The sequence below is a fragment of the Thauera propionica genome (assembly GCF_002245655.1).
Classification (GTDB): domain Bacteria; phylum Pseudomonadota; class Gammaproteobacteria; order Burkholderiales; family Rhodocyclaceae; genus Thauera; species Thauera propionica.
The window spans coordinates 41,712-67,618 of record NZ_NOIH01000033.1; the positions used below are offsets into that span (position 1 = coordinate 41,712).

Annotated in this window: 23 protein-coding genes; 22 read left to right on the forward strand and 1 reads right to left on the reverse strand. The window is 63.7% G+C overall.

What is annotated here, in order from left to right:
- The first annotated feature begins 39 nt into the window (after positions 1-39).
- The 19 genes from CGK74_RS17260 to CGK74_RS17350 all read left to right on the forward strand — a co-directional run bounded on the left by CGK74_RS17260 (position 40) and on the right by CGK74_RS17350 (position 21,503).
- Positions 40-669 (forward strand): XrtA/PEP-CTERM system exopolysaccharide export protein, encoded by a 630-nt coding sequence (locus CGK74_RS17260; RefSeq protein WP_206186285.1) that lies wholly within the window; start codon positions 40-42, stop codon positions 667-669.
- Between the two features lie 82 nt (positions 670-751).
- Positions 752-2,299: an XrtA system polysaccharide chain length determinant gene (locus tag CGK74_RS17265; protein ID WP_094269627.1), complete on the forward strand. Its 1,548-nt coding sequence runs from the start codon at positions 752-754 to the stop codon at positions 2,297-2,299.
- Between the two features lie 14 nt (positions 2,300-2,313).
- Positions 2,314-3,267: an XrtA-associated tyrosine autokinase gene (locus CGK74_RS17270; protein ID WP_094269628.1), complete on the forward strand. Its 954-nt coding sequence runs from the start codon at positions 2,314-2,316 to the stop codon at positions 3,265-3,267.
- 13 nt (positions 3,268-3,280) lie between these two features.
- Positions 3,281-4,771: a TIGR03016 family PEP-CTERM system-associated outer membrane protein gene (locus CGK74_RS17275; RefSeq protein WP_094269651.1), complete on the forward strand. Its 1,491-nt coding sequence runs from the start codon at positions 3,281-3,283 to the stop codon at positions 4,769-4,771.
- Between the two features lie 11 nt (positions 4,772-4,782).
- Entirely contained in the window at positions 4,783-5,859 is a 1,077-nt protein-coding gene (locus tag CGK74_RS17280; RefSeq protein ID WP_094269629.1) for an XrtA/PEP-CTERM system-associated ATPase, read from the forward strand.
- Positions 5,856-7,025, forward strand: coding sequence for a non-hydrolyzing UDP-N-acetylglucosamine 2-epimerase (gene wecB / locus CGK74_RS17285; RefSeq protein WP_094269630.1), 1,170 nt, complete (start codon positions 5,856-5,858; stop codon positions 7,023-7,025). The genes CGK74_RS17280 and wecB overlap by 4 nt, the downstream gene beginning before the upstream one ends.
- Positions 7,026-7,027: 2 nt before the next feature.
- Positions 7,028-7,867, forward strand: a complete 840-nt coding sequence (locus CGK74_RS17290) for an XrtA system polysaccharide deacetylase (protein ID WP_094269631.1) — start codon at positions 7,028-7,030, stop codon at positions 7,865-7,867.
- Positions 7,868-7,885: 18 nt separating this feature from the next.
- On the forward strand, positions 7,886-8,935 hold the full coding sequence (locus CGK74_RS17295; protein ID WP_094269632.1) for a FemAB family XrtA/PEP-CTERM system-associated protein: 1,050 nt from the start codon (positions 7,886-7,888) through the stop codon (positions 8,933-8,935).
- Between the two features lie 4 nt (positions 8,936-8,939).
- Positions 8,940-10,160, forward strand: a complete 1,221-nt coding sequence (locus CGK74_RS17300) for a TIGR03087 family PEP-CTERM/XrtA system glycosyltransferase (RefSeq protein WP_094269633.1) — start codon at positions 8,940-8,942, stop codon at positions 10,158-10,160.
- Positions 10,157-11,677 carry an exosortase A gene (gene xrtA / locus CGK74_RS17305; protein WP_094269634.1) on the forward strand — a complete coding sequence of 507 codons (1,521 nt, stop codon included), beginning with the start codon at positions 10,157-10,159 and terminating at the stop codon, positions 11,675-11,677. The genes CGK74_RS17300 and xrtA overlap by 4 nt, the downstream gene beginning before the upstream one ends.
- Positions 11,674-12,849, forward strand: a complete 1,176-nt coding sequence (locus CGK74_RS17310; RefSeq protein WP_094269635.1) for a TIGR03088 family PEP-CTERM/XrtA system glycosyltransferase — start codon at positions 11,674-11,676, stop codon at positions 12,847-12,849. The genes xrtA and CGK74_RS17310 overlap by 4 nt, the downstream gene beginning before the upstream one ends.
- A gap of 15 nt (positions 12,850-12,864) precedes the next feature.
- Positions 12,865-14,793 carry an XrtA/PEP-CTERM system amidotransferase gene (locus tag CGK74_RS17315; protein WP_094269636.1) on the forward strand — a complete coding sequence of 643 codons (1,929 nt, stop codon included), beginning with the start codon at positions 12,865-12,867 and terminating at the stop codon, positions 14,791-14,793.
- A 21-nt stretch (positions 14,794-14,814) separates the two neighbouring features.
- A complete protein-coding gene (locus CGK74_RS17320; RefSeq protein ID WP_094269637.1) occupies positions 14,815-15,105 on the forward strand; it encodes a nucleotidyltransferase family protein in 291 nt (96 codons plus the stop codon).
- Positions 15,102-15,455 carry a HepT-like ribonuclease domain-containing protein gene (locus CGK74_RS17325; protein WP_094269638.1) on the forward strand — a complete coding sequence of 118 codons (354 nt, stop codon included), beginning with the start codon at positions 15,102-15,104 and terminating at the stop codon, positions 15,453-15,455. The genes CGK74_RS17320 and CGK74_RS17325 overlap by 4 nt, the downstream gene beginning before the upstream one ends.
- Before the next feature lie 2 nt (positions 15,456-15,457).
- On the forward strand, positions 15,458-16,663 hold the full coding sequence (locus CGK74_RS17330; RefSeq protein WP_094269639.1) for a TIGR04063 family PEP-CTERM/XrtA system glycosyltransferase: 1,206 nt from the start codon (positions 15,458-15,460) through the stop codon (positions 16,661-16,663).
- A gap of 1 nt (position 16,664) precedes the next feature.
- Positions 16,665-17,798, forward strand: a complete 1,134-nt coding sequence (locus tag CGK74_RS17335; RefSeq protein ID WP_094269640.1) for a glycosyltransferase family 4 protein — start codon at positions 16,665-16,667, stop codon at positions 17,796-17,798.
- Positions 17,795-19,153 carry a phenylacetate--CoA ligase family protein gene (locus CGK74_RS17340; protein WP_094269641.1) on the forward strand — a complete coding sequence of 453 codons (1,359 nt, stop codon included), beginning with the start codon at positions 17,795-17,797 and terminating at the stop codon, positions 19,151-19,153. The genes CGK74_RS17335 and CGK74_RS17340 overlap by 4 nt, the downstream gene beginning before the upstream one ends.
- A gap of 14 nt (positions 19,154-19,167) precedes the next feature.
- Positions 19,168-20,526, forward strand: coding sequence for a putative O-glycosylation ligase, exosortase A system-associated (locus CGK74_RS17345; RefSeq protein WP_094269642.1), 1,359 nt, complete (start codon positions 19,168-19,170; stop codon positions 20,524-20,526).
- Positions 20,523-21,503, forward strand: coding sequence for a polysaccharide deacetylase family protein (locus tag CGK74_RS17350; RefSeq protein WP_240498772.1), 981 nt, complete (start codon positions 20,523-20,525; stop codon positions 21,501-21,503). Before CGK74_RS17345 ends, CGK74_RS17350 begins: the two co-directional genes overlap by 4 nt.
- 23 nt (positions 21,504-21,526) lie before the next feature.
- Here the strand turns inward: CGK74_RS17350 and CGK74_RS17355 are convergent, their stop codons facing one another.
- Entirely contained in the window at positions 21,527-22,981 is a 1,455-nt protein-coding gene (locus CGK74_RS17355) for an oligosaccharide flippase family protein (protein WP_165770106.1), read from the reverse strand.
- 132 nt (positions 22,982-23,113) lie between these two features.
- Between CGK74_RS17355 and CGK74_RS17360 the strand changes: the two genes are divergently transcribed.
- From CGK74_RS17360 to CGK74_RS17370, 3 genes are all read left to right on the forward strand, one after another.
- Positions 23,114-24,070 (forward strand): glycosyltransferase family 2 protein, encoded by a 957-nt coding sequence (locus CGK74_RS17360; protein WP_094269644.1) that lies wholly within the window; start codon positions 23,114-23,116, stop codon positions 24,068-24,070.
- The gene (locus CGK74_RS17365; protein ID WP_094269645.1) at positions 24,067-25,071 is read left to right on the forward strand and encodes a glycosyltransferase family 2 protein; all 1,005 of its coding nucleotides are present in this window, start codon (positions 24,067-24,069) and stop codon (positions 25,069-25,071) included. The genes CGK74_RS17360 and CGK74_RS17365 overlap by 4 nt, the downstream gene beginning before the upstream one ends.
- A gap of 62 nt (positions 25,072-25,133) precedes the next feature.
- Positions 25,134-25,907: asparagine synthase-related protein (locus tag CGK74_RS17370; protein WP_206186286.1), on the forward strand; the 774-nt coding region annotated here is incomplete at its 3' end.

Consider the following 25,907-nt stretch of genomic DNA (forward strand, 5'->3'; position numbering starts at 1 on the left):
ACGTATCATATGGCGCATTCAAAACAGGGAGCCCCGATCATGAAGATGTGTGTTTCGTCCGTGTGTGGCCGTGTCTGGCAGGTTGTTGCGGTGGCGCTGGCCGGGCTGCTGCTGTCGGCATGCGCGACGTCCTTTCCGCCCGCTCCGGCGTCGGCAGCCGACTCGGAATACAACTACGTGATCGGTCCTGGCGACAACGTCAATATCGTCGTCTGGCGCAACCCCGAACTTTCGATGTCCGTGCCCGTGCGCCCGGACGGCAAGATCACCACGCCGCTGGTGGAGGATCTGCCGGCCATGGGCAAGGATGCGACCACGCTGGCGCGCGACATCGAGAAGGAACTGGCGAAGTTCATCCGCGACCCGGTCGTCACGGTCATCGTCACCGGTTTTGTCGGTCCGTACAGCGAGCAGATCCGCGTGGTCGGCGAAGCCGCCCAACCGCGCATCCTCCCTTACAACCAGAAGATGACCCTGCTCGACGTCATGATCGCCGTGGGCGGCATGACCGAGTTCGCCGACGGCAACAACGCCACCATCCTGCGGACCGCAGAGGGCAACAAGCAGTACAGCGTCCGTATCAAGGATCTCGTTAAGCGTGGCGACGTTTCGGCCAACGTCGAGATGCGTCCGGGCGACGTCCTGATCATCCCGCAAAGCTGGTTCTGATTCGCCAGTCCGCCAACCTCCGGAGCCTGTTCGTCCTGCATTCCTGCACGACAACGGGTTCCGCGTCGATTGAAGAAGCTCGATGGAAGAACTCGTAACACAGATCGTCGGTTACCTGCGCGGCATGTGGCGCTTCCGGTGGTGGGGGCTTGCGTTCGCCTGGGTGATCGGGCTTGCCGCGGGCGTGGCCATCTACATGATGCCTGACCGCTACGAATCCACCGCCCGCATTCATGTCGACACACAGTCGGTCCTTCGCCCGCTGATGTCCGGGCTGGCCGTCCAGCCCAACATCGACCAGCAGATCGCCATGTTGAGCCGAACGCTGATCAGCCGGCCCAACGTCGAAAAGCTGATCACCATGGCGGATCTCGATCTCGACGTGCGTACGCCCGAGCAGCGCGAGGCCTTGATCACCCGTCTCGCGAGGGATCTTCAGATCCGTTCGGCGGATCGCACCAACCTGTTCGCGCTCGCATACTCCGATACCAAACCCGAGCGGGCGCAGCGTGTCGTGCAGTCGCTGGTTTCGCTGTTCGTCGAGTCCGGGCTGGGCAGCAAGCGTCAGGACTCGGATGCTGCCCGCCGCTTCATCGAGGAGCAGATCCGCAACTACGAGCAGAAGCTGGTCGAAGCCGAAAACAGGGTCAAGGAATTCCGGCTGCGAAACATGGGGCTGCTCGGCGACGGTGGACGTGACTACATCACCCAGATTGCCCAACTCAATGCACAGCTCCAGCAGGCGCAACTCGAGCTGCGCGAGGCGGAGAACGCGCGCGACGCCATGCAGCGCCAGCTCGTCGGCGAGGAGCCGGTCCTGCTGCCGCAGACGCCGCCGAATTCGGCGGTGTCCATTCCCGAGATCGATGGGCGCATCGAAGCGCTCAAGCGCAATCTCGACGCCTTGCTGCAGCGCTACACGGAGCAGCATCCGGACGTGACCGGCGCCCGCCGCGTGATCGAGGATCTCGAGGCGCAGAAGCGCGAACAGATCGAGATGATGCGGGCTGCAGGCGGGGGTTCGCAGTTCGGGGCGCTGAACTCCAACCCGGTGTTCCAGCAGATGAAGCTCGCACTGGCCGAGTCGGAATCGCGGGTGGCGTCGATGCGCGCGCGCGTGGCGGAGTACCAGAGTCGCCTCGGTCAACTGCAGGAGCTCGCCAAGCGCGTGCCCGAAATCGAGGCCGAGATGGCGCAACTCAACCGCGACTACAGCGTGAACAAGGCGAACTACGACAGCCTCGTGTCCCGGCGCGAGTCGGCGGCGATTTCGGTCGAAATGAACACGCAGGGCGGGATTGCCGATTTCCGCGTGATCGATCCGCCGACGCTGCCGACAACGCCGTCCGCTCCTAATCGCATCCTGTTGCTGCCGCTCGCGGCCCTAGCTGGCCTGGGAGCAGGCTTTGCGCTGACTTTCCTGATCAGCCAGCTTCGTCCGGCGTTTGCCGACGGGCGCATGTTGCGTGAGGTCACCGGCCTTCCGGTGCTGGGGGTCGTGTCGATGCTTCAGACCGATGAGCGCAGGCGCAAGCGGCGGAGGGGGCTGCTTGCGTTCGGCGGGGGGGTGCTCGCGTATGCAGCGAGCTTTGCCGTTGCCGTCGTCGCACTCAAACTGATCCAGGGCTGAAGGGAAACGCTACGATGAGCCTTATCGAAAAAGCCGCACAGCGGCTAGACCAGCTGAAGCAGGCCTCGGCCGAGCCCGAGGACGAACTGCCCGTCAAGCCCGTCGCGACTGTGCCTGCCGCCACGCCGGTACCGCAGGCGCCCGTGACGGAGGCTGACGGTGTGCAGTCATCGGAGGTGCCGAAGGCCGACAGCCACACATTCAGCCGCGTCGTATCCCGCGTCGCGCAGATCGATCTCGCACGGCTCCACTCGCTCGGGATGGTGACGCCTGACCGGCCGCGCAGCACCACTGCCGAAGAATACCGGGTCATCAAGCGCCCGCTGCTGCGGAACGCCACGGCCACGGGGGCCGCAAAGATTGACGACGGCAACCTGATCATGGTGACCAGCGCCCTCCCGGGCGAGGGCAAGACCTTCAACTCGGTGAACCTCGCCATCAGCATGGCCATGGAGCTGGACTACACCGTCCTCCTGGTGGATGCGGACGTCTCGCGTCCTTCCGTCCTCCGGCAACTCGGCCTGCCGCCCGAGAAGGGGCTGATGGATGTGCTTACCGGCGACGTCACCGACCTCAGCGATGTCCTGCTTCGGACCAACATCGAGAAGCTCTCGATCCTGCCTGCCGGCATGCCGCACCAGCGTGCGACCGAACTGCTCGCCTCCGAGGCGATGACGCGCCTGCTTGAGCAGATGGCGACGCGTTATCCCGACCGCATCATCGTCTTCGACTCGCCGCCGCTGCTGGTCACGACCGAGTCCCGTGTCCTTGCCACCCACATGGGGCAGATCGTGATGGTCGTGGAAGCCGAGCGCACCACGCACGCAACGATCAGGCAGGCGCTGGCAACGATCGAGAGTTGCCCGATCAAGCTGATGGTGCTCAACAAGTCGCGCGAGCGCAGTCCCGGCTCCTACTATGGCTATGGTTATTCTTATGGCGATACCCCGCGCGAACAGGCGGCCTGAGGTGCGCGCACGCATGCAGGCCATGTCGCCGTTGCTGTCGGTGCTGACGCTCGCTGTCGTGACCGCAGCGCCGGCGTTCGCACAGACGGTGACGGTGACGCCGACGCTCAATACGCGGCTAACGTGGACCGACAATGTCGACACCACTGGCGAAGATCCCACACAGGACTGGATTGCGGAAGTCTCCCCCGGCATATCGGTGTCGCGCGCTTCCGGCCGGTTTCGCGGCTACCTGGATGCGAGCCTGCGTAACCTCGTTCATGCTCGGGAAACCGACCAGAATGAAACCTTTCTTGCGTTTCGGGGCAACGGCGAGTTCGAGGCCATCGAGGACGCGGTGTTCATCGCAGCTTCGGGCTCGATTAGCCGCAACGAAACCTCGTCTTTCGGTCGTCGCTACAGTGGCGATGAGCTGAGCGCCAGCGAAGACAATGAGACGCGCGTCTGGTCCATTGCGCCGCGCTACGAGTTCAGATTCGGTGATGCGGGTTCAGGTCGGCTCGGCTATGAATCGCGCTGGCTGCAGGGCGGAAGTGCGAGCTACGGTGACCAGCACCAGAAGCGGTGGACGCTTGGCGTTTCCGATCCGGGGGCATTCAGGCTCTTCGGCTGGGGTGTCGATTACGTCCGCACCGACAACAGCTATGAGGAAGATCAGGGTCGTAACGTGACGCAGGAGGTCGGTCGTGCCACCTTGTTCGTCAATGTCGATCCCCAGTTCCGAGTGCGCGCGATCGGGGGATATGAGTCGAATGATTACGCGGTTGCCGACGGCGAAGAGGGTGCGATCTGGGGGATGGGGTTCGACTGGTACCCCACCGAGCGTACCAACATCTCGGTCACGGGCGAGGATCGTATCTTCGGCACCGGATACGACGTCCAGGTGCGCCATCGTATGGCGCGCTCCGTCTGGAATGTTTCCGTTAGCCGCGACATTACGTCTTCGCTTGATGAACTGGCGGGTGGGTTCGTCCTTGACCCGGTTTTCCAGCTTTTCTATCAGCTGACCGACCCGGCGTTGCCGGAAGCCGAGAGGGTTCGCATCGCACGCTCGGCCTACGAGCGGGCCGGAGGTGTGGGTATTCGCACCAACGCCTATTACCTCCAGCGCACGGCGCGGGCTGGCGTAACGTTTACCGGGGCCCGCAACACCCTGTCGGTTTCCCTCAATCAGACCGAGCGCGAACGCTTGAATACGTTCTCGGGCTTCTTGCTCACCGACGATTTCACCGAGTTCGACTACATCAAGACACGCTCTGCCTCTGTCTCGCTGTCACACAAGCTCTCGGGCCTTGCAACCCTGAACGGTGCGCTTACGCGCTCCAAGTCCGAAGGCCAAGGTAGCAGTCGCCGCGAGGTCGACCGTTCCATCTTTACCGTGGGGGTCACGCGCAAGCTCGGGTCGGACACCACTGGTGGTCTCAACTACCGATACCAGAAGGCCGAAGGAACCGACGACTACACCGAGAACGCCGTCACCGCCACGCTGGGCATGCGTTTCTGACCGGAAACCCGATGTACGAATCCTTCTTCAAGTTCAACGGCAAGCCCTTTCAGCTCAACCCCGATCCGTCCTTCTTCTACGGCAGCCGCGGGCACAAGCGCGCGATGGCCTATCTGGAGTACGGCCTGCACCAGAGCGAGGGCTTCATCGTCATCACCGGCGAAATCGGTGCGGGCAAGACCACGATCGTGCGCAGCCTGCTCGAGCAGCTCGACCCCGACAAGGTCGTGGCGGCCAACCTGGTCAGCACGCAGATCGACGCCAATGACATGCTGCGCATGGTGGCGGCCGCCTTCGGCGTGCCCAGCCGGACGCTCGACAAGGCCGGCCTGCTGCTGGCGCTCGAGACCTTCCTGGTGTCCGTCGCCGCGTCGGGCAAGCGGGCGCTGCTGATCGTCGATGAGGCGCAGAACCTCACCCCGGCCGCGGTCGAGGAGTTGCGCATGCTGTCGAACTTCCAGCTCGAGGACCACGCGCTGCTGCAGAGTTTCCTGGTCGGGCAGCCGGAGTTCCGCGACATCATGCAGAGCGGCGAGATGCAGCAGTTGCGCCAGCGGGTTATCGCGTCCTACCACCTCGGGCCGCTCGATTCGCAGGAAACGCGCGGCTACATCGAGCACCGACTCGGTCATGTTGGCTGGAACAGCGATCCTGCCTTCGAGCCCGGCGCCTACACCGCCATCTACGGCTACACGGGCGGCATCCCGCGCAAGATCAACACGCTGTGCGACCGTCTGCTGCTGGGCGCCTACCTGTCGGAACGGCACACGATCGGCGAAGCCGATGTGCGCGAGGTCATCGACGAGCTCAAGGAAGAGTTCGCCGCGGCGGGCGCCCGTGCAGTGCATACCGCGGGCGCGCCACACCATCCGCAAGGCCTGGCGTTCGATCAGCTGGCGCTGGAGCGCCTGCAGGTCTCGCCCGAACTGGCCGATCAGGTCTCAGGCATGGCGGCCGGTTTCGACATGCAGCGCATCGAGGCCCGCCTGGCCGGCCTTGAACATTCGGTCTCGGCCACGCTGAACGTCCTCAACCAGTTGCTGCAGGCGGTGCGCCGCGATGCGCCTGCCAGCGAGAAGACGCCATGAGCACGCCAACGCCGTCCACCGCACCGGTCATCTGCATCGTCGGCGCGCGCCCCAACTACATGAAGGTGGCGCCGATCATCAAGGCCTTCGCCGCCCACAATCCGCCGATTCCGACGCTGCTGGTGCATACCGGCCAGCATTACGACCCGGCGATGAAGGACCGGCTGTTCGCCGACCTCGACCTGCCCGAGCCCGACGTCAACCTGGCCGTCGGCTCCGGTTCGCATGCGGTGCAGACTGCCGAGGTCATGAAGCGTTTCGAGCCCGTCATCGACCAGCATGGCGCCCGCGCGGTGCTGGTGGTGGGCGACGTGAATTCGACGCTGGCCTGCGCGCTGGTGGCCAGCAAGCGCCACATCCCGGTGGTGCATGTCGAATCCGGCCTGCGCAGCTACGACCGCCGCATGCCCGAGGAAATCAACCGCATCCTCACCGACCAGCTGTCGGACGTGCTGTACACCACCGAGCGCAGCGCGCACGACAATCTCGCGCGCGAGGGCATTCCTGACGAGCGTGCGGTCTTCGTCGGCAACGTCATGATCGACAGCCTGCGAGCCAGCCTGCCCAAGGCCGTGCCGGCGACTGAGCTGCTCGCTGCCGCCGGGCTCGACGCCGGGCGAATCGCCAACGGCTATGGGGTCGTAACGCTGCATCGGCCGTCCAACGTCGACAACGCCGATACCCTCGGCCCGATCATCGACGCCCTGCACGACGTCAGCCAGTCGCTGCCGCTGATCGTCGCGCTGCATCCGCGCACCCGCAACAACCTAGAGCGCTTCGGTATGCTCGACCGACTCGGCGGCGATGGCTTCCTGATCCTGCCGCCGCAGGGTTACCTCGAAATGCTCGGCCTGATGTCGGGTGCGCGCCTGGTGCTTACCGACTCGGGCGGTATCCAGGAAGAGACCACGGCGCTGGGCGTGCCCTGTGTCACGATCCGCGAGAACACCGAGCGCCCGATCACGGTGGAGCAGGGCACCAATACCTTGGTCGGCATCGCGCCCGAGGCCATCGTGGCCGCCGCGCGCACCATCCTGGCTACTGGCGGCAAGGCTGGCCGCATCCCCGAATACTGGGACGGCTGCACCGCCGCGCGCATCGCTGCCCATCTGCATGGCTGGCTTGCCGAGCGGGCCGCCGCCGAACCCCAGGCCGCAAAGGTGTGACCATGAGCAGCCGCATCACCAACGCCTTCACCTGCGACGTCGAGGACTACTTCCAGGTCTCCGCATTGGCACCGCACTTCCCGCGTGAAGGCTGGGATGCCGTGCCCTGCCGGGTCGAGCGCAACGTCGACCGCATCCTGGAACTGCTCGATGGCCATGGTGCCCGTGGCACCTTCTTCACGCTGGGCTGGATCGCAGAGCGCTTTCCGCAACTCATCCGCCGCATCGCCGACAACGGCCACGAGGTCGCCAGTCACGGCTACGGTCACGAGCGCGCCAGCGCGATGACGCCCGAGGCCTTCACCGCCGACATCCGCCTGGCGAAGGCCGTGCTGGAGGACATCACCGGGCAGGGCGTCAGCGGCTATCGCGCGCCGAGCTTTTCCATCGGCACCAACAACCTGTGGGCGCACGACTGCATCGCGCAGGCCGGCTACGCCTACAGTTCGAGCGTCTATCCGGTCAAGCACGACCACTACGGCATTCCCGATGCGCCGCGCTTCCCGTGGCGGCTCGAGAACGGGCTGATGGAAGTGCCCGTCACTACGCTGCGCGCCTTTGGCCGCAACTGGCCGGCCGGCGGTGGCGGCTTCTTCCGCCTGCTGCCCTACCCGGTGTCGCGCTGGCAGATCGCCCGTGTGAATGCGGCCGACAAGCGACCCGCGATCTTCTATTTCCACCCGTGGGAGATCGACCCCGAGCAGCCCCGCGTGCGCGAGGCCACGGCCAAGACCCGCTTCCGCCACTACATCAATCTCGAGCGTACCGAATCGCGCCTCGACCGCCTGCTGTCCGACTTTGCCTGGGGACGCGCGGACGAAGTCTTCCGCGACGCGGCCTGAACACCTGCCGAGGACGCCATGGACAGACTGCCGATCACGGTCAGGACACTCACGCCCGCCGATGCCGCGCGCTGGGACGCCTTCGTGCGCGCCTGCCCGCAGGCGACCTTCTTCCACCTGTCGGCCTGGCAGGGCATCGTCGAGGACGTGCTGCGCCACCGCTGCTTCTTCCTGTTTGCCGAGCGCGCGGGCGAGATCATCGCCGTGCTGCCGCTGGCCGAGGTCAGAAGCCGGCTCTTCGGCCATGCGCTGACCTCCCTGCCGTTCTGCGTCTATGGCGGCATTGCCGCGGCGGACGATGCCGGGCCCGAGGCGTTGTCCGCGCTGGAGGCCGAGGCCGACGCGCTCGCCCGCAAGCTGGGCGTGCAGCACCTCGAGTACCGCAACCTTCAGGTCCGCCACGAAGACTGGCCGCGGCAGGATCTCTACGTCACCTTCCGCAAGGCCATCCTGCCCGAGGTGGAGGACAACATGCTCGCCATCCCGCGCAAGCAGCGCGCGATGGTGCGCAAGGGCATCAAGAATGGGCTCGTCAGCGAGACCGACGGCAACGTGGACCGCTTCTTCGCGCTCTACGCCGACAACGTGCGGCGCCACGGCACGCCCGCGCTGTCGAAGAAGTTCTTCCAGCGCCTCAAGGACAGCTTCGGCGAGGCCTGCGAGGTGCTCACGGTCACCGACCCCGCGGGCAAGCCGCTGTCCAGCGTGCTCAGCTTCTATTTCCGCGACGAGGTGTTGCCGTACTACGCCGGCGACGACCTGGCCGCGCGCGACCTGGCCGCCAATGACTTCAAATACTGGGAGCTGATGCGCCGCGCCTGTGAGCGTGGCTGCAAGGTCTTCGACTACGGCCGCAGCAAGGTCGGCACCGGTCCCTACAGCTTCAAGAAGAACTGGGGCTTCGAGCCGCAGCCGCTGTCCTACGAATACCGCCTGTACAAGCGCGACAGCGTGCCGCAGAACAACCCGATGAACCCGAAGTACCGCGCCTTCATCGCGCTGTGGAAACGGCTGCCGCTGGGCGTGGCCAACGCGATCGGGCCGCACATCGTGCGCAACCTGGGGTAGGGCTTTGGCTGATCCGCGCGCTTCCCTTCCTCCGGTCCTGTATCTGGTGCACCGCATCCCGTACCCGCCCAACAAGGGCGACAAGGTGCGCTCGTTCAACATCCTGCGCCAGCTGGCGCGCACCCGGCGCGTCTTCCTCGGCACCTTCGTCGACCATCCCGACGACCGCCAGCATGTCGCCCGGCTTGGCGAATGGTGCGAGGACGTCTGCGCGGTCGAACTCGATCCGCGATTCGGCCGCATCAAGAGCCTGCGCGGCCTGCTGACCGGCGAGGCGCTGAGCCTGCCGTACTACCGCAGCGCGCGCCTGGCGCAATGGGTGCGCGCCACAGTCGCGCAGCATGGCATCACTCAGGCGGTGGCCTTCTCGGGGCCCATGGCACAGTACCTCGACGCGCCGGGCCTGCAGCGGCGCATCGTCGATTTCTGCGACGTCGATTCGGCCAAGTGGACGCAGTACGCCGCCGACCGGCCGTGGCCGATGTCCTGGCTGTATCGCCGCGAAGGCGAACACCTGCTGGCCTTCGAGCGCAAGGCGGCTATGGACAGCGATGCGAGCCTTTTCGTCACCGAAGCCGAAGCGGCCCTGTTCATCCGCTCGGCACCCGAGGCGCGCGAGCGCACGCAGGTCATGCAGAACGGCGTGGATGCAGACTTCTTCTCGCCGGCCAACGGCGGCGAATCACCCTATCCCGCGGGTGGCCCGGTGATCGTGTTCAGTGGCGCCATGGACTACTGGCCCAACATCGACGCCGTCACCTGGTTCGCCACCGAACTACTGCCGCAAATCCGCCGCGACGTGCCCGATGCGCGCTTCTGGATCGTCGGCATGAATCCCGCTCCTGCCGTCCAGGCCCTGGCGGGCGAAGGCGTCACCGTCACCGGCACGGTGCCGGACGTGCGCCCCTATATCGCACATGCTGATGTCGTCGTCGCGCCCTTGCGCATCGCGCGCGGCATCCAGAACAAGGTGCTGGAGGCCATGGCGATGGCGCGGCCGGTGGTGGTGTCGGCGGAGGCAGCCGTTGGGCTCGCCGCCCGCGCCAGTGAACATTGCGAGATCGCCCGCGGGGCGGACGAGATGGTGAAATGCACGGTCGGGCTGCTTGCCGATCCCGACCGCAGGAACCTGATGGGCCGCGCCGCGCGCGTCTGCGTGGTCGAACGCTACAGTTGGCGGGCCCACCTGCGCCTGTTCGACAAGACCCTCCTGGAGTTCGCATGAGCACCGCTCGCGGTAGTTTCATGTCGGTCGTTACAGTGCTGCTGCTCACGTTCCTGTGGGTAGCGGGGTGGTATTGGCACACCGCACGCGAAGTCGCCGGTATCTGGTGGAACTCAGAAACCTTTGCCCACGGGCTGGCAGTCTTGCCCGCCTTCGGTTGGCTGGTGTGGCGTGCGCGGGATCGCGTCGGCGGCTTGCAGCTACAGCCCACTGCCTGGATGACGCTGCCCATCCTTGTGGCCGGATTACTCTGGCTGCTCGGCGGCATGGTCAGCGTGGCAGCGGCACAGCACTTTGCGCTGTTCGCGTTGCTGGTTTCGGCCTTCGTCGGTGTGCTCGGCTGGCGGCTGAGTCGGGTGCTGCTGTTTCCGCTGTTATTCCTCTTCTTCGGCGTGCCGATCGGCGAGTTCATGCTGCCCACGCTCATGCATTACACCGCCGAGTTCACCGTATGGGCATTGCGCCTGTCCGGCGTGCCGGTGTATCAGGAAGGGCTGCACTTCATCGTGCCCAACGGACGCTGGTCCGTGGTCGAAGCCTGCAGCGGCGTGCGTTACCTCATTGCCTCGCTTTTCGTGGGGGCTCTCTATGCCTATCTGCATTACACCAGCTTCAAGCGCCGCCTGCTGTTCATGCTCGTCGCCGTTGCAGTGCCCATCCTCGCCAACTGGGTGCGGGCGTACTTCATCGTCATGCTTGGCTATCTTTCAGACAACAAGATCGCGGTCGGCGTGGATCACATCCTCTATGGCTGGGTATTCTTCGGCGTGGTCATCTTCCTGATGTTCTGGATCGGCGGCAGATGGCAGGAGGCGCCGGCTGCCGTGGCGCCGCAAGGCGAGGCGGCACAGGGCGATAAGCCGCGCGTGGTGCGCGGGCTCGCGGTCCTGCCCTTGTTGGTGGCCGTCGCCTTGTTCCCACCCGTGCTCAAGCTGCTCGATGCCCCCGTCCCCGAGTTTCCGGTCGCCCTGTCCGCGCCCGCCCCGGCCAAAGGGTGGGTCGAATCTCCCGGTACATCCTTCGACTACCGTCCCGTCTATGCGGGCGCTCGTGCCGAGATCTCGCGGAACTATGCAACTCATGAGAGCGCCGCGCCGGTGCTGCTCCATGCCGCCTGGTACTTCGGCCAGCGCGAGAACAGTGAAATGGTGGCCTGGGGCAATGGTCCAGCGTCGCCGTCAATGCAGAACGTCAGCCTGCTGCGGACCTCGCGTACGCTCACCTTCGCAGGCCAACCGGTGCGCGAGAGCCTCATCTCAACCCCTCAGGGGCGTGTGCTCACCTGGCACTGGTACCGCATCAACGGTCGCAGCGTGGTGGGCGATGCCGAAGCCAAGTTGCGGCTGGTGCTCGACCGGCTGCTCGGCTTGGCTGACGAGTCAGCGGTGGTGGTGCTGGCCACGCCCGAGGGGCTGGATGAAGACGCCGCGCGCGCGCGCCTGCAGGCTTTCCTTGCGAGTCACGCCGCAGCGATCGGGCAGGCCGTGGAGGTGCCAGCACGGAGCATTCTGCAATGATCGTCCAGGGCTCCGTCCGCGAGGCCGACGATCGCCCGCTGGTCATGCATCTGCTTTACAGCTTCGACGTGGGCGGGCTGGAGAACGGCGTCGTCAATCTCATCAACCACATGCCGGCCGAGCGCTTTCGCCATGCAGTGGTGGCGTTGGCGCAGTGTGCTCCGGTCTTTTGCCAGCGGGTCAAGCGAATGGATGTCGAGTTCATCTCGCTGCACAAGCCCCCCGGTCATGGCATCAAGCTCTATCCCCGCCTGTACCGGCTGTTCCGCCAGTTGCACCCGGCCATCGTGCATACGCGCAACTTGGCAGCGCTGGAGTTTGCCGTGCCTGCATTCGTTGCCGGCGTACCCGCACGCGTGCATGGCGAGCATGGCTGGGACGCGTCCGACCCCGGCGGTCTGCTGCGCAAATACCAACTTCTGCGCAGCGCCTACAGCCCCTTTGTCAATCGCTACGTCGCGCTGTCTGGCCAGATCGAGTCCTACCTCACCGATCGCGTCGGCATTGCCGCGCAGCGCGTCGAGCGCATCTGCAACGGCGTGGATACCCAGCGCTTCCAGCCCGCGCTGGTGCGCGAGACCCTCGCGGGCAGCCCGTTCGCGGACCCTTCGGCGGTCATCGTCGGCACCGTTGGCCGGTTGCAGACGGTCAAGGACCAGGTGAGCCTCGTGCGTGCAGTCGCCATCGCGCGCAAGCAGGGCGTGGACGGGCCAGCGTTGCGGCTACTCATCGCCGGTGACGGCCCGCAGCGCGCCGAGGTCGAGTCCGAAATCCGCGCTACCGGCATCGCCGACATCACTTGGCTCGCCGGTGAGCGCAGCGACGTGCCCGAGGTCATGCGCGCCATCGATGTGTTTGCATTGCCTTCGCGCGCCGAGGGTATCTCCAACACCATCCTCGAGGCCATGGCCAGCGGCCTGCCGGTGGTCGCCACCGACGTTGGCGGCAATGCCGAGCTCGTCGTTGCGGGGCAAACCGGGGCGCTCGTACCCGCAGAAAATCCCGATGCCATGGCACAGGCCTTACTGCGCTACACTTCCGATGCTGCATTGCGACAAGAACACGGCGCCAGCGGACGGCAGCGCGTCGAGCAAAATTTCAGCATCGACAATATGGTCACGCGCTACACGCAACTCTACGAATCCCTGCTGCGCCCGACGGGCGCCCGATAACAAGGACTCTCGCTTATGTGCGGCATCGCCGGCCTTTTCGACACCCGCGGCAAACGCGACTTCGACCGCGCGCTGATGCAGCGCATGAACGACGTCCAGCACCACCGCGGTCCGGACGAAGGCGGCTACCACTTCGAGCCAGGTGTCGCGCTCGCCCACCGGCGGCTGTCCATCATCGACCTCGCCACCGGCCAGCAGCCGCTGTTCAACGAGGACGGCTCGGTGGCCGTGGTGTTCAACGGCGAGATCTACAACTTCCAGGAACTCGTCCCCGAGCTCGAGGCCCTGGGCCACGTCTTCCACACCCGCAGCGACACCGAAGTCATCGTCCACGCCTGGGAAGCCTGGGGCGAGGACTGCGTGCAGCGCTTCCGCGGCATGTTCGCGTTCGCGCTGCACGACCGCAACCGCGACACCTTCTTCATGGCACGCGACCGCCTGGCGGTCAAACCGATGTTCTACGCGCTGCTGCCCGACGGCACGCTCGCCTTCGGTTCCGAGCTCAAGGTGCTCATGCAGCACCCCGACCTCGACCGCCGCATCGACCCGCTGGCCGTCGAGGAATACTTCGCACTCGGATACGTTGCCGAACCTCGCACCATCTTCCTCGGCGCCAGGAAGCTCGGCCCGGGCGAATCGCTGTGCATCCGCCGCGGCCAGCCCATCCCCGAGCCCAAGCAGTATTGGGACGTGCGCTTCACCCTCGACAACGACATCAGCCTGACCGAGGCCACCGCCGAACTTACCGAGCGCCTGCGCGAATCCGTCCGCCTGCGCATGATTTCCGAGGTGCCGCTGGGCGCCTTCCTGTCCGGCGGGGTCGATTCCAGCGCAGTCGTCGCCACCATGGCGGGGCTGTCCGACGAGCCGGTCAACACCTGCTCCATCGCCTTCGACGACCCCAAGTTCAACGAGTCCGAGTTCGCGCAGATGGTCGCGGACCGCTACCGGACCAACCACTTCGTAGAGACGGTCAAGTCCGACGACTTCGACCTCATCGACACCCTGGCTGCGCTCTACGACGAGCCCTACGCCGACAGCTCCGCCATCCCCACCTACCGGGTGTGCCAGCTCGCGCGCAAGAAGGTCACCGTTGCGCTGTCCGGTGACGGCGGCGACGAGAGCTTTGGCGGCTATCGCCGCTACCGCATGCACCTGATGGAAGAGAAGATGCGTTCGGCGCTGCCGCTGGGGCTGCGTCAGCCGGTGTTCGGCCTGCTCGGGCGGGTCTATCCCAAGGCCGACTGGGCGCCGCGTGTGTTCCGCGCCAAGACCACCTTCCAGGCCATGGCGCGCGACGCCACCGAGGCCTACTTCCACAGCGTCTCCATCCTGCGTGGCGACATGCGCGCCAAGCTGTTCAGTGCGGATTTCCGCGGCAAGCTGGGTGGCTACGACGCGCTCGACGTCTTCCGCCGCCATGCCGCGAACGCCGGTACCGACGATCCGCTGGCGCTGATCCAGTACCTCGATCTCAAGACCTATCTGGTCGGCGACATCAACACCAAGGTCGACCGCGCCAGCATGGCGCACTCTCTCGAAGTGCGCGAACCGCTGATGGACCACAAGCTGGTCGAATGGCTGGCCACACTGCCCTCCGGCCTCAAGATCCAGGGCAACGAAGGCAAGTACCTGTTCAAGAAGGCGATGGAGCCCTTCCTGCCCAGCGACGTGCTCTATCGGCCGAAGATGGGCTTTGCCGTTCCGCTGGCGCGCTGGTTCCGTGGTCCGCTCAAGCAGCGCGTCCGTGATGCAGTGCTGGGCGATACGCTGGCGGCGACGGGTATCTTCAATCGTGACTACCTGCAGCACCTGGTCGACGCCCACCAGTCCGGCGCCCGCGATTACAGCGCGCCGCTGTGGACCTTGCTGATGTTCGAGGCCTTCGTGCGGAACAACGGATCAATGGTGACTGACCCGGTTGAGCACCACGTTTATGCCTGAGTTGATCCGTCGGAGCGAGAAATGAAACCCTCTGAAGCCCTTCGTCTCCATCGTGAGCAGGTGCGACGCATCGTCGCCGCGCATCATGTTCGCAATGCTCGCGTCTTCGGCTCCGTGCTTCGAGGCGACGACGAGGAAGGTAGCGATCTCGACATCCTCGTCGACCCGACGCCAGAGACGACTCTGATGGACATCGGTGCGATACGGCATGAGCTTCGTACGCTGTTGAAGGTCGATGTGGACGTGCTGACGCCGCGCGGCCTGCCAGAGAAGTTTCGTGCCCAGGTGCTCTCCGAGGCAGCGCCGCTATGACTCGTAACAAGCAGCGTCTGGCTGATTACCTTGGGCACATCATCGAAGCGATCGAACGAATCGAACGCTACACGACCGAGCTTGATCAGTCCCGATATCTCCGTGACGAGTTGGTCCAGGATGCGGTCATTCGAAACATCGAGGTCATTGGGGAAGCAAGTCGAAACATCCAGCGTGATCACCCGGAATTCGCAGCCCAACACCCTGAACTGCCCTTGAGCTTTGCGTACGAAATGCGCAATGCACTCGCCCACGGCTATTTTCAGGTCGACCACGAGATTGTCTGGGCTACGGTAGAGCGTGAGCTGCCGAAACTGAAAGCGCTGATCCGCCCACTGCTGCCCCGCTAACCATGCGCATCCTCCACATCCTCGATCACTCCATTCCGCTGCACAGCGGCTACACCTTCCGCACTGCGGCCATCCTGCGTGAGCAGCGTGCGCTGGGCTGGGAGACGTTTCACCTGACCTCGCCCAAGCAGGGCAAGGTAGCGGCTGACGTCGAGGACGTCGATGGCTTGCGCTTCTACCGCAGCCCGGTGCCCGAAGCGGGGCCCGCCGGCATCAACGAGCTGCGCCTGATGCGTGCCACCAAGACGCGGCTGGAGCAGCTCGCGCGCGAGCTGAAGCCCGATGTGCTGCACGCGCATTCGCCCGTCCTCAACGCCATCCCGGCCATCCGCGTCGGCAAGCGGCTCGGGATTCCGGTGGTCTACGAGATCCGCGCCTTCTGGGAGGACGCCGCAGTCGACCACGGCACCACGGCCGAGGGCAGCCTGCGTTATCGCGCCACGCGCGCCATGGAAACCTGGGCGCTCAAGCGCGTCGATCACGCGTTCACCATCTGCGAAGGGCTGCGCGCGGACATCGTCGCCCGTGGCATTCCGTCCGCCAAGGTCAGCGTGATCCCCAACGCGGTCGACATCGAAGGATTCCAGCTCTCGGGCGATGCGGACCCAGTGCTGCGCCATCAGCTCGGGCTGGCGGGCACCACCACCGTCGGTTTCGTCGGGTCTTTCTATGCCTACGAAGGTCTCGACCTGCTGCTCGACGCCTTCCCTGCGCTGTTGCAGAAGCGTCCCGACCTGCGCCTGCTGCTGGTGGGTGGCGGCCCGCAGGAGGCCAACCTCAAGGCGCAGGCGCAGCAACTGGGCGTTGTCGACAAGATCGTCTTTACCGGTCGCGTGCCGCACAGCGAGGTCAGCCGTTACTACGACCAGATCGACTTGCTCGCCTATCCGCGCCACTCGATGCGCCTCACCGAGCTCGTAACCCCGCTCAAGCCGCTCGAGGCCATGGCGCAGGGGCGGCTGTTCGTCGCGTCCGACGTCGGTGGCCACAAGGAGCTGATCCGCGACGGCGAAACCGGTCGGCTCTTCCGCGCGGGCGATCCGGATGCGCTCGCTGCCGCCATCGGCGACATGCTCGACCACCGCGAGCGGTGGCCGGAGATGCGTGCGGCCGGGCGGGAGTTCGTCGAGAAGGTGCGCAACTGGAAGAACAGTGTGGCGAACTATGTCCCGGTCTATGACCGCCTGGCGGCCAAGCGTGTGGCCTGAGATGGCCAAGGATTTTCGCGACCTGCGCATCCTGCTTGTCGGCCCGCTGCCCCCGCCGGCGGGCGGCATGGCCAACCAGACCCGTCAGCTCGCCGAGTTGCTGCGCGGGGAGGGGGCGAGCGTCGAACTGGTTCAGGTGAATGCTCCCTATAGACCTGCCTGGGCGGGCCGCCTCAAGGGCGTGCGCGCCATATTCCGTCTGTTGCCGTATCTGGTGCAGCTCTGGCAGGCCAGCGGCCGCGCCGACATCGTGCATCTGATGGCCAACTCGGGCTGGTCGTGGCACCTGTTTGCGATGCCGGCGATCCGCCTTGCTGCGCTGCGGGGCACGCCGGTGGTGGTCAATTACCGAGGTGGCGAAGCGGGTCCTTTCCTTGCCAAGGCGGCGGATTCCGTACGCCGGACATTGCGCCACAGCGCCAGTCTGCTGCTGCCCTCGGGTTTCCTGCTTGAAGTGTTCGCGCGCCACGGCATGCAGGGCAGGGTGGTGCCGAACATCATCGACCTGGTCCGCTTCCATCCGGCGCAGCACTACCCGCCCAACCCGCAGGCGCCGCACATCGTTGTGGCGCGCAACCTCGAACCCATCTACGGCATAGACGTTGCGCTGCGGGCTTTTGCCGTCGTCGCCTCAAAGCTGCCGGCGGCGCGCTTATCGATTGCCGGCAGCGGGCCGCTGCGCGAATCGCTCGAACAACTCGCCGCCGCGCTCGGTGTGGCCGACCGGGTTCGTTTTACTGGCCGTCTTGACCGCGAGCAGATGGCCGCGCTGTACCGCGAGGCGGACCTCAGCCTCAACCCCAGCCACGTCGACAACATGCCCAATTCGGTGCTCGAATCCCTGGCCAGCGGGGTGCCCGTCGTCAGTACCGATGTCGGCGGCGTGCCCTTCATCGTCGAGCACGGTCGCACCGCGCTGCTGGTGCCGGCTAGCGATGCGGAATCCATGGGCGCTGCCGCCTTGCAGGTCCTGACCGATCCGGTCTGTGCCAGTGCGCTGCGCGCCACCGGCCTGCAAGCCGTGCAGCGCTACCGCTGGGAGGCCGTACGCGACACCCTGCTCGCCGCTTACCAAGACGCCATGCACCTGCCTGCCGAAACCATGCGGCCTGCAGCCCGAGAGAAAACACCATGAGCGACCTCTACACCCGCTTCGTCTCCGGCGTGCTCTTCCCGCTGCAGGAACGCCTCAAGAAGCACGACACCGTGCGCGTTCATCGCGAGATGGACGCCGCTCAGTGGTGGCCGCGCGAGCGTATCCAGGACTTGCAGCTCCAGCGTCTCAAGGCGCTGCTGAACGATGTGGCCGTGCATGTGCCCTACTACCGCGCGCTCTTCGCCCGCATCGGCTTCGACCCCGCCTCCGTGCGCAGCGTGGCCGACCTGCAGGCGCTACCCTTCCTCACCAAGGCCGAGATCCGCGCGCATAGCGACGCCTTGCGCGCCGATAACGCGGTGGGTCTGGCCCGCTTCAACACCGGTGGCAGCAGCGGCGAGCCGCTGATCTTCTTCATCGGCACCGAGCGCGTCACCCACGACGTCGCCGCCAAATGGCGCGCTACGCGCTGGTGGGACGTCGACATTGGCGATCGCGAGATCGTGGTGTGGGGCTCGCCGATCGAACTCGGCACGCAAGACCGTGTGCGCCTGGTGCGCGACGCGCTGATGCGTACCGAGCTGCTGCGTGCGTTCGAGATGTCCGACGACAAGGTTGATGGTTTCATCGCCCGCATCCGCGAACGCCGGCCGAAGATGCTGTTCGGCTACCCCTCGGCCATCAGCCACATTGCCCTGCGCGCCGAGCAACGTGGTGTCCGACTCGACGACCTGGGCATCAAGGTGGTGTTCTGCACGTCTGAACGACTCTACGACCACCAGCGTGAGACCATCAGCCGGCTCTTCCGCTGCCCGGTTGCCAATGGCTACGGCGGGCGCGACGCCGGCTTCATTGCCCACGAATGCCCCAGCGGCAACATGCACATCACCGCCGAGGACATCGTCGTCGAGATCATCGACGAGGCGGGCAGGGTGCTGCCGGCAGGCCAGTCGGGAGAGATCGTCGTTACCCACCTGGCCACGCGCGACTACCCCTTCATCCGCTACCGCACTGGCGACATCGGTACGCTGGGTGACGAAGCCTGCCCCTGCGGGCGCGGGCTGCCCATCCTAAGGGACATCCAGGGGCGGAGCACCGACTTCGTGGTTGCCGAAGACGGTACGGTGCTGCACGGGCTTTCGCTGATCTACATACTGCGCGACATCCCCGCGGTGCGTGCCTTCAAGATCGTGCAGGAAACTCGCAGCCACACGCGGGCGTTGATCGTGCCGGAGCTGGGGGCGAGCACCGATGGGCTGGACTGCGCCGTGATTGACGGCTTCCGCCGCAGGCTTGGGGCAGGTGTGCAGGTGTCGGTGGAGTTTGTTGAGTCCATCCCGGCCGAGAAGTCCGGGAAGTTCCGCTACGTGGTCAGCCACGTGGCCGTCCGGTAAGGAAGCAAAGCCAGATGCGTGACTTGCTGATTGTCTCGATCGTGGGCGTGATGGCGGCGATGGCGCTCAAGCGCCCCTGGATCGGCGTAATGCTCTGGACCTGGCTAAGCATTATGAGTCCGCACCGTTATGCATGGGGCTTCGCCTATTCGGCGCCGCTCGCAGCGGTTGCGGCCGCAGCAACACTGCTTGGTCTGTTCCTTACGCGGGAACGGCAAAGTCCCTTCCAGGGGCCACCCATGGTGTGGTTCCTGCTGCTCACATTGGCCATAACGTTTTCCTGGCTTTTGGGCATGGATACGGCTGGCGACTACGAGCAGTGGAACAAGGTGATGAAGATCTACTTCATGACCTTTGTGGCGGCTGCACTGCTGTTCTCCAAGCACCACATCATTGCGTTTGCCTGGGTCTCGGCGGGCTCCCTGGCTGTGCTTGGGGTCAAGGGCGGGGTCTTCACGATCCTGACCGGGGGCAATTATCGGACCTGGGGCCCGACCGGGTCCTTCATCCAGGACAACAATGAGTTTGCGCTTGCCCTGATCATGGCCATCCCGCTGCTGCACTTCCTGCAACTTCAGGTCAGCAAGGCTTGGATCCGCCATGGCATATCCGCCGCCATGCTGCTTTGCGCCGCGTCGGCGTTGGGTTCCCACTCCCGTGGCGCGTTGTTGGCCATTGCCGCCATGGGCGCCATGTTCTGGTGGCGCAGCAAGAAGAAGGGCCCGATCGCACTGATGATTGGCGTCGTGGTACTGGCACTGCTGCCGATGATGCCCGAGCACTGGTGGAGTCGGATGGACACGATCAGGACTTACGAGGAAGACGCGTCAGCCATGGGGCGCATCAATGCCTGGATCGTGGCCTTCCAGGTAGCCAAGCATCATTTGTTCGGTGCCGGCATGAGCTACCAGCATGAGATCCTTTTCATGCTGTACGGGGTTTACGATCAGAAAACGCTTGCTGCACACAGCATCTACTTCCAGATCCTCGGCAACCACGGCTTTCTCGGGCTGTTCCTGTACCTGGCGATGTGGGTGTCAGCCTACCGCATGGCTGGCTGGCTCAACAGAAATGCCCGCGGCAACCCGGAGACACGCTGGGCGGCCGACCTGGGCGCGATGGCGCAGGTCTGTTTTGTCGGCTTCGCCGTGGGTGGGGCATTCCTGAGTCTTTCATACTTCGACCTGCCCTATAACGTGATGGTGATGGTGGTGCTCGCCAAGCGTTGGGTCGTCACCCGCGCCTGGGAGCGGGAGGCGCCGGTGTCTTTCCTCGAGTACGCCGGCCTGCGACGTTCCAAACACCAGCAGAGCGGGTCTTCCGCTGCGCCGGCTCCTCAGGCGAGCAATCGAACAAGGTCGGTGAAACCGTGATCGGTCTCCTTGGTTTGTGTGTCCCGAAACTGGGGCTGTCCGCGCTTTCGCCGGGTGGGCAGCGTGGCCGGCTGTCGATCCTGATCTTCCATCGCGTGCTGCCCGTGCCGGACCCCTTGTTCCCGGACGAGGTCGACGCCGCGCGCTTTGACGAACTCCTGACCTGGCTGGGTCACTGGATGAACGTCTTGCCACTGGACGAGGCGGTGCGGCGGCTCAAGGCGGGCAGTTTGCCGCCCAGGGCTGCGGCGATCACCTTTGATGATGGTTACGCCGATAACAGAACGATTGCCATGCCCTTGCTGCAGAAGCACAAGCTGTCAGCGGCGTTCTTCGTTGCCACTGGCTTCCTTGATGGGGGCCGCATGTGGAACGACACGATCATCGAGTCGGTGCGCGGCGCGGCGCGGGATAGTCTGGCCTGCAAGGCTGCAGGTATCCCTCCGCTTGCCTTGGGAACCCTGGAGCAGAAAAGAGCTGCCGTCGCTACGCTGATCTCCGGGATCAAGCATCTCCCCTCCGCCCAGCGGGCAGAGGCTGTTGCTGAAGTGGCAGAGTCCTCTGCTGCAATGCTGCCAAACGATTTGATGATGAGTTCTGCCCAGGTGCGTGAACTGCGAGACGCTGGCATGGTGGTGGGCGCCCACACCGTCAGCCACCCGATTCTGGCCCGGCTGGAATTCGTACGTGCGCAGGATGAGGTCGCAACCAGCAAGCATGTCCTCGAGGCGCTGTTGGGCGAAAAGCTAGGCTTGTTTGCCTATCCCAACGGAAAGCTCGACGCAGATTACTGCGGTGAGCATGTCGAGCTTGTGAAATCTCTCGGTTTCGAGGCGGCCGTATCCACAAACTGGGGAGCGGCCGGCGCTGGTTGTGATTTATTTCAGTTGCCGCGTTTTACGCCATGGGATAAGGATGCCGGCCGATTCGGCCTGCGCCTTGCTTCAAACCTGCGGCGTCGATACCCCGGAGCATGACTGCAGCAGACGACTCTTGATGCTTAGCGCCTCACGAAACGAACAGCCGTGCTGATCACGTTGACGAGTTCCTCGCGCAACGGGTGTTTCAGCAGGAATAGTCCGGCAACCCAAGCTCCAAGGGCTGTCAGGCCCGACAGGGCAAGAAGGGAGAACCTCATGGACATTGAGTCGGCATCTGCAATCGGCGACAGCCACAGCAGGCCTGGACCCAGGAGCGTGAGAAGAGAGAGCACGGATGCGGTGGCGATGCTCTTCCACAACTGTGCGAAGCCGACGCCGAGGTATCGTCGCAACCCGTACTGGTAGGCCGCAGCTTCGATCGCAGCGACGATCCCGAGAAGCGGGACCACGCGTTCGAGCGGCAGCCAGATCGAGGTGAGCAGGACAGCAATGCGGATTGCCTGCACGACACACTCTAGGTACAGGACACTGGATACCTGGCCGCTTGCGATAAGGGAAAGCCTTGCAAGCGCGTAGGGCGCCGTGAATATCGCGAAGAGGCATAGTAGCGTTGCCAGCGGTGCGGATACCAGCCACTGATCGCCGAAGAAAAAGAGGATCAGCGGTTCCGCCAGAAGCGCAAGCAGAGCCAGAAATGGGATTGTGACCCCGATCAGATAGGTCGTTGCCCGTGCGTAAAGTTCTGCGGGATCGGCGCCATCTCGGATTGCCTGGGCAAAGGTGGGAAAATGCACCCCGTTCACCACGGCAACGAGTTGCCCAAGCAGCATGTCACGCAAACCGGCCGCCCGGCTGTAGTAGGCCACCGCTGAAAAGCCTAGCGTCCGCCCCAGGATCAAGTCGGGGGCGCTACGCCCGAGTTCCTGAATCAGTGTCGCCGCACTCGAAATTGAGCCGAAGCGGAAGATGGAGCGCACGCCGTTGAGCGTCGGCAACATCAGGATCCCTTGGGGGCGGGCGATCGATACGGCCACGAGGTTGGCAATTTGCCCGGCGATTGCACCCCAAACCATGCTCAGATAGCTCTGGCCAAGCCATGCTGCAGTGATTGTCACGATCGTGGCCGTGGAGAGATTGGCGATGCGGATTGCTGCAAGGCGTTCGAAACGCAACTCCCGGACCAACATTCCTAGCGAAGGCGTGCCAAAAGGCATGAGCAAGAAGTTGACGGCAAGCAGTGCAAGTACTGTTGCCACGCCGTCGTGGTTGTAGAACACGGAAAGAGGACCGGAGCCTACGAACAAGAACAGCGCGACTGTCCACGAGAACATCAGCGTCAGCGTAAAGGCAGCCCGGAAGTCATCCTCGGCAACAGACGTGGCCTGTACGAGATACTGGTTGACGCCGAACTCCCTGAACACATGGACGATTGCCTGGAACGAGACAGCGACGGAAAACACGCCGATCTCGGACGGCGTAAGCAGTCGTGCCACGACGATGACATTGAGCAGGTTCAGTGCAAACGAGATGAGTTGTGACGCGGATGTTACGCCAAGGGCCCTGCGTGTTCCCATCGAGGTTCTGGTCCGGACTGTGGGCTGGTGGATGGCGGGCAAGTGACGGCTTGTCAAACGCACGACCCCTATAATAACCGCATGAACTAAACGTCGCTGTGTCATGCTGCGCAGCCGTCCTCGGGAGAAGAAATGAGTCAGGTCGTGCCTAAGGTGTCCGTAATCATGCCGGCCTTCAATGTGAAGGCGTTCATCGCAGAGGCGATCAACAGTGTGTTTCTGCAGGACGTGCCCGGGGTGGAGATTCTGGTCATCGACGACGGGTCGCGTGACGGAACGGCGGACTTTGTCGAGCAGAACTTCCCGGTGGTGAGACTGTTCCGCAAGGACAACGGCGGCTCGGCCACTGCCCGCAACGTGGGTCTGCGTGAGGCGAGGGGAGAGTACATCGCCTTTCTCGATGCAGATGACGTCTGGCTGCCGGGCAAGCTGAAGGCCCAGCTCGACTACTTCGAGGCCCACCCCGACATCGCGATGCTTGGCACCGGTTTCGCGCCCTGGGTGGCCGATGCCGATGGTAGATTCGGCGACCCGGCCGCACTCGCTGCTGGCAACGCGGCCATTGACCCCGCTGCGGTCGACCCCGATGCGTCGGGCTGGGGGTACCACAAGATGCTGCTGGATAACTACGTCTGGACCACCACGGTCATGATGCGCAGGGCTCTGGTGGAGAGGATCGGGCTGTTCGACGAGACGCTACGTCTGGGGCAGGACTACGATTTTTTCCTCCGGGCGTCACGGGAGACTGAGATCCACGTGCTCAAGCGCGTCTTTGCCGTTTACCGGCAGCACCCGGGGAGCGCGATTGCGCGAGGTGCCGACTTCAACTATGCGGCGCACATCATCCGGCGGGCGACGGGCAGATGGGGTCTCTCCAGCCCTAACGGCGAATCGATAACGCCGCAACAACTTTCTGAGCGCCTGCAGCACATCCACTTTTCTTGCGGTTACCGGCATTACAGCAAGGGACACTACGGGAAAGCAATGCCAGAGTTCATTGCAAGTTGCCGGGAAAAGCCTTCCCATCTTAAGTCGTGGATCTTCGCTACCGTTTGTTGGCTATGTGGCATTGTGGAGGGTAAGAAGTGACCGATTCAGCCTCTAAAATAAATAGACGTCCTCTCGTCTCAGTCATTATTCCGTACTACCAGAGAAAGCATGGCGTACTCGCGAAGTGTGTCAAATCCATTCTTGCCCAAGAGGGGCCTTTCGATCTAAGGGTTGTCATAACAGATGACAGCTCGCCAGTTCCTGCAGAAGAGGATCTTTCTAAGGAAAGCTGCTTGGATCCGCGGGTTCATATCGTTCGTCAGGCGAATGCTGGCGCTGGTGCTGCGCGAAACAAGTGTCTGGATAATGTCTGCCCAGAAAGCGATTACATTGCCCTCATGGACTCGGACGATGAATGGATGGAGTCCTTTCTTGCTTGTGCGATTCAAGCGCTTGAGAAGGGCTATGATCTGTTCTTTAGTGATAGCAAGAGATATTCTGAGGAAGCGTCACGGTTCAATTGGGAAAATGATCCGAGACTGAATCTACAGCCCAAAGATCACCTGCTTATTGATGCTGATTCCAACCTGTATGAGTATCAGGGCAACTTCTTCGACTATGCCGTACGCCGAAGCAACATCATGGGGCCGTCAGCCATGGTTTACCGGCGAAGTATCGCGCCCGATTTGCGTTTCAGTGACAAGCTGAGGAACGGGCAGGATAGGCTATTTAAGCTGCATCTTTGTTGTGCCGTAAATAAGGTCGCTTTTTCCACAAGGATATTGAGCACTGAAGGAGAGGGCGTGAATATATTCGATAGTGCATCGTGGGGGACTCGTGATTCCCTCTTGCGGGCTTCGAGCTATATTGATCTTGCGAAAGCTATTTGTGGTGAGGTTCCTTTGAGTGCGCAGCAAAGGCTATACGTTGAAAGCCAGTTGGGTGCTGCGCGTAAGGAGTTTGTGGGTGGGGTCATTCACCTTTTGCGGAGGCGAAAGCCATTTGACTGGAAACTCGTTTTTAGAACTTTGCGGAGGGATCCGAGGTCGATGCTGGAGCTTTTTAATATTTCCGGCAAGTTTGTATTTGGCGCTCGATAGTTTTCGAGTTCAGGCGATATCGTGGAGCTTGTTGTAAAGGTTGCTAAAGATCGGGAATACTCGTGTTCGGCGGAAAAATGAGTCTTGATAATGTTGACCATGCTGGGAAGCCATTTTTCTACGTTTCTCTAGAGAGTGACTTAGTTCGCGTCGATGGAGTGATGAAATGTCTGCTTGGTCGGCGCGTGCTCCGGGATGTGGGGCAACTCGACGACGGCGCGTTCCTTGAGTGGGCATGGGATGGACGTCGGCTCGTGGTGACTAATGATCGCTACGGGCTCTATCCCCTGTTCTACTGCGCAAAATCGAAGTCGATCTGCATTTCTCCTTCGCTTGAGCAGGTGGTGAGGGGCAATTCGGATCGCCAACTGGATTATCCGGCGCTCGCCATCTTCTTTCGCATGGGGCATTTCGTCGGGAGCGATACGCCATTCGACGACGTGCGTTTCATGCCGCCGAACAGCACCTTGACCTGGGAGAACGGGCGCCTGGATATCCAGCAGCATAAAGAGGGCGCCTTGCCCTCGTCCGTGCTGGCGCCCACTTTCGACGAGGCGGTGGATAACTATGGCGCGCTTTTTTCCCGGGCGATCGCACGCAGGTTGCCCGGCGATGAGCGCTTCATGGTGCCCTTGAGCGGTGGGAGGGATTCGCGGCACATCCTCCTTGAACTCGTCAAGCAGGGGGTGCGTCCGCCGGCTTGCGCAACGGTGAGGTTTCGCCCGCCGTCGACCGACGAGGACATGCGGGTGGCCAAGTTGCTCACCGGTCGGTTGGGAATCGCGCATATTGAGTCGCCCCTGAATAATCCCCCACCTTCTTTCCTCACGCGGGCT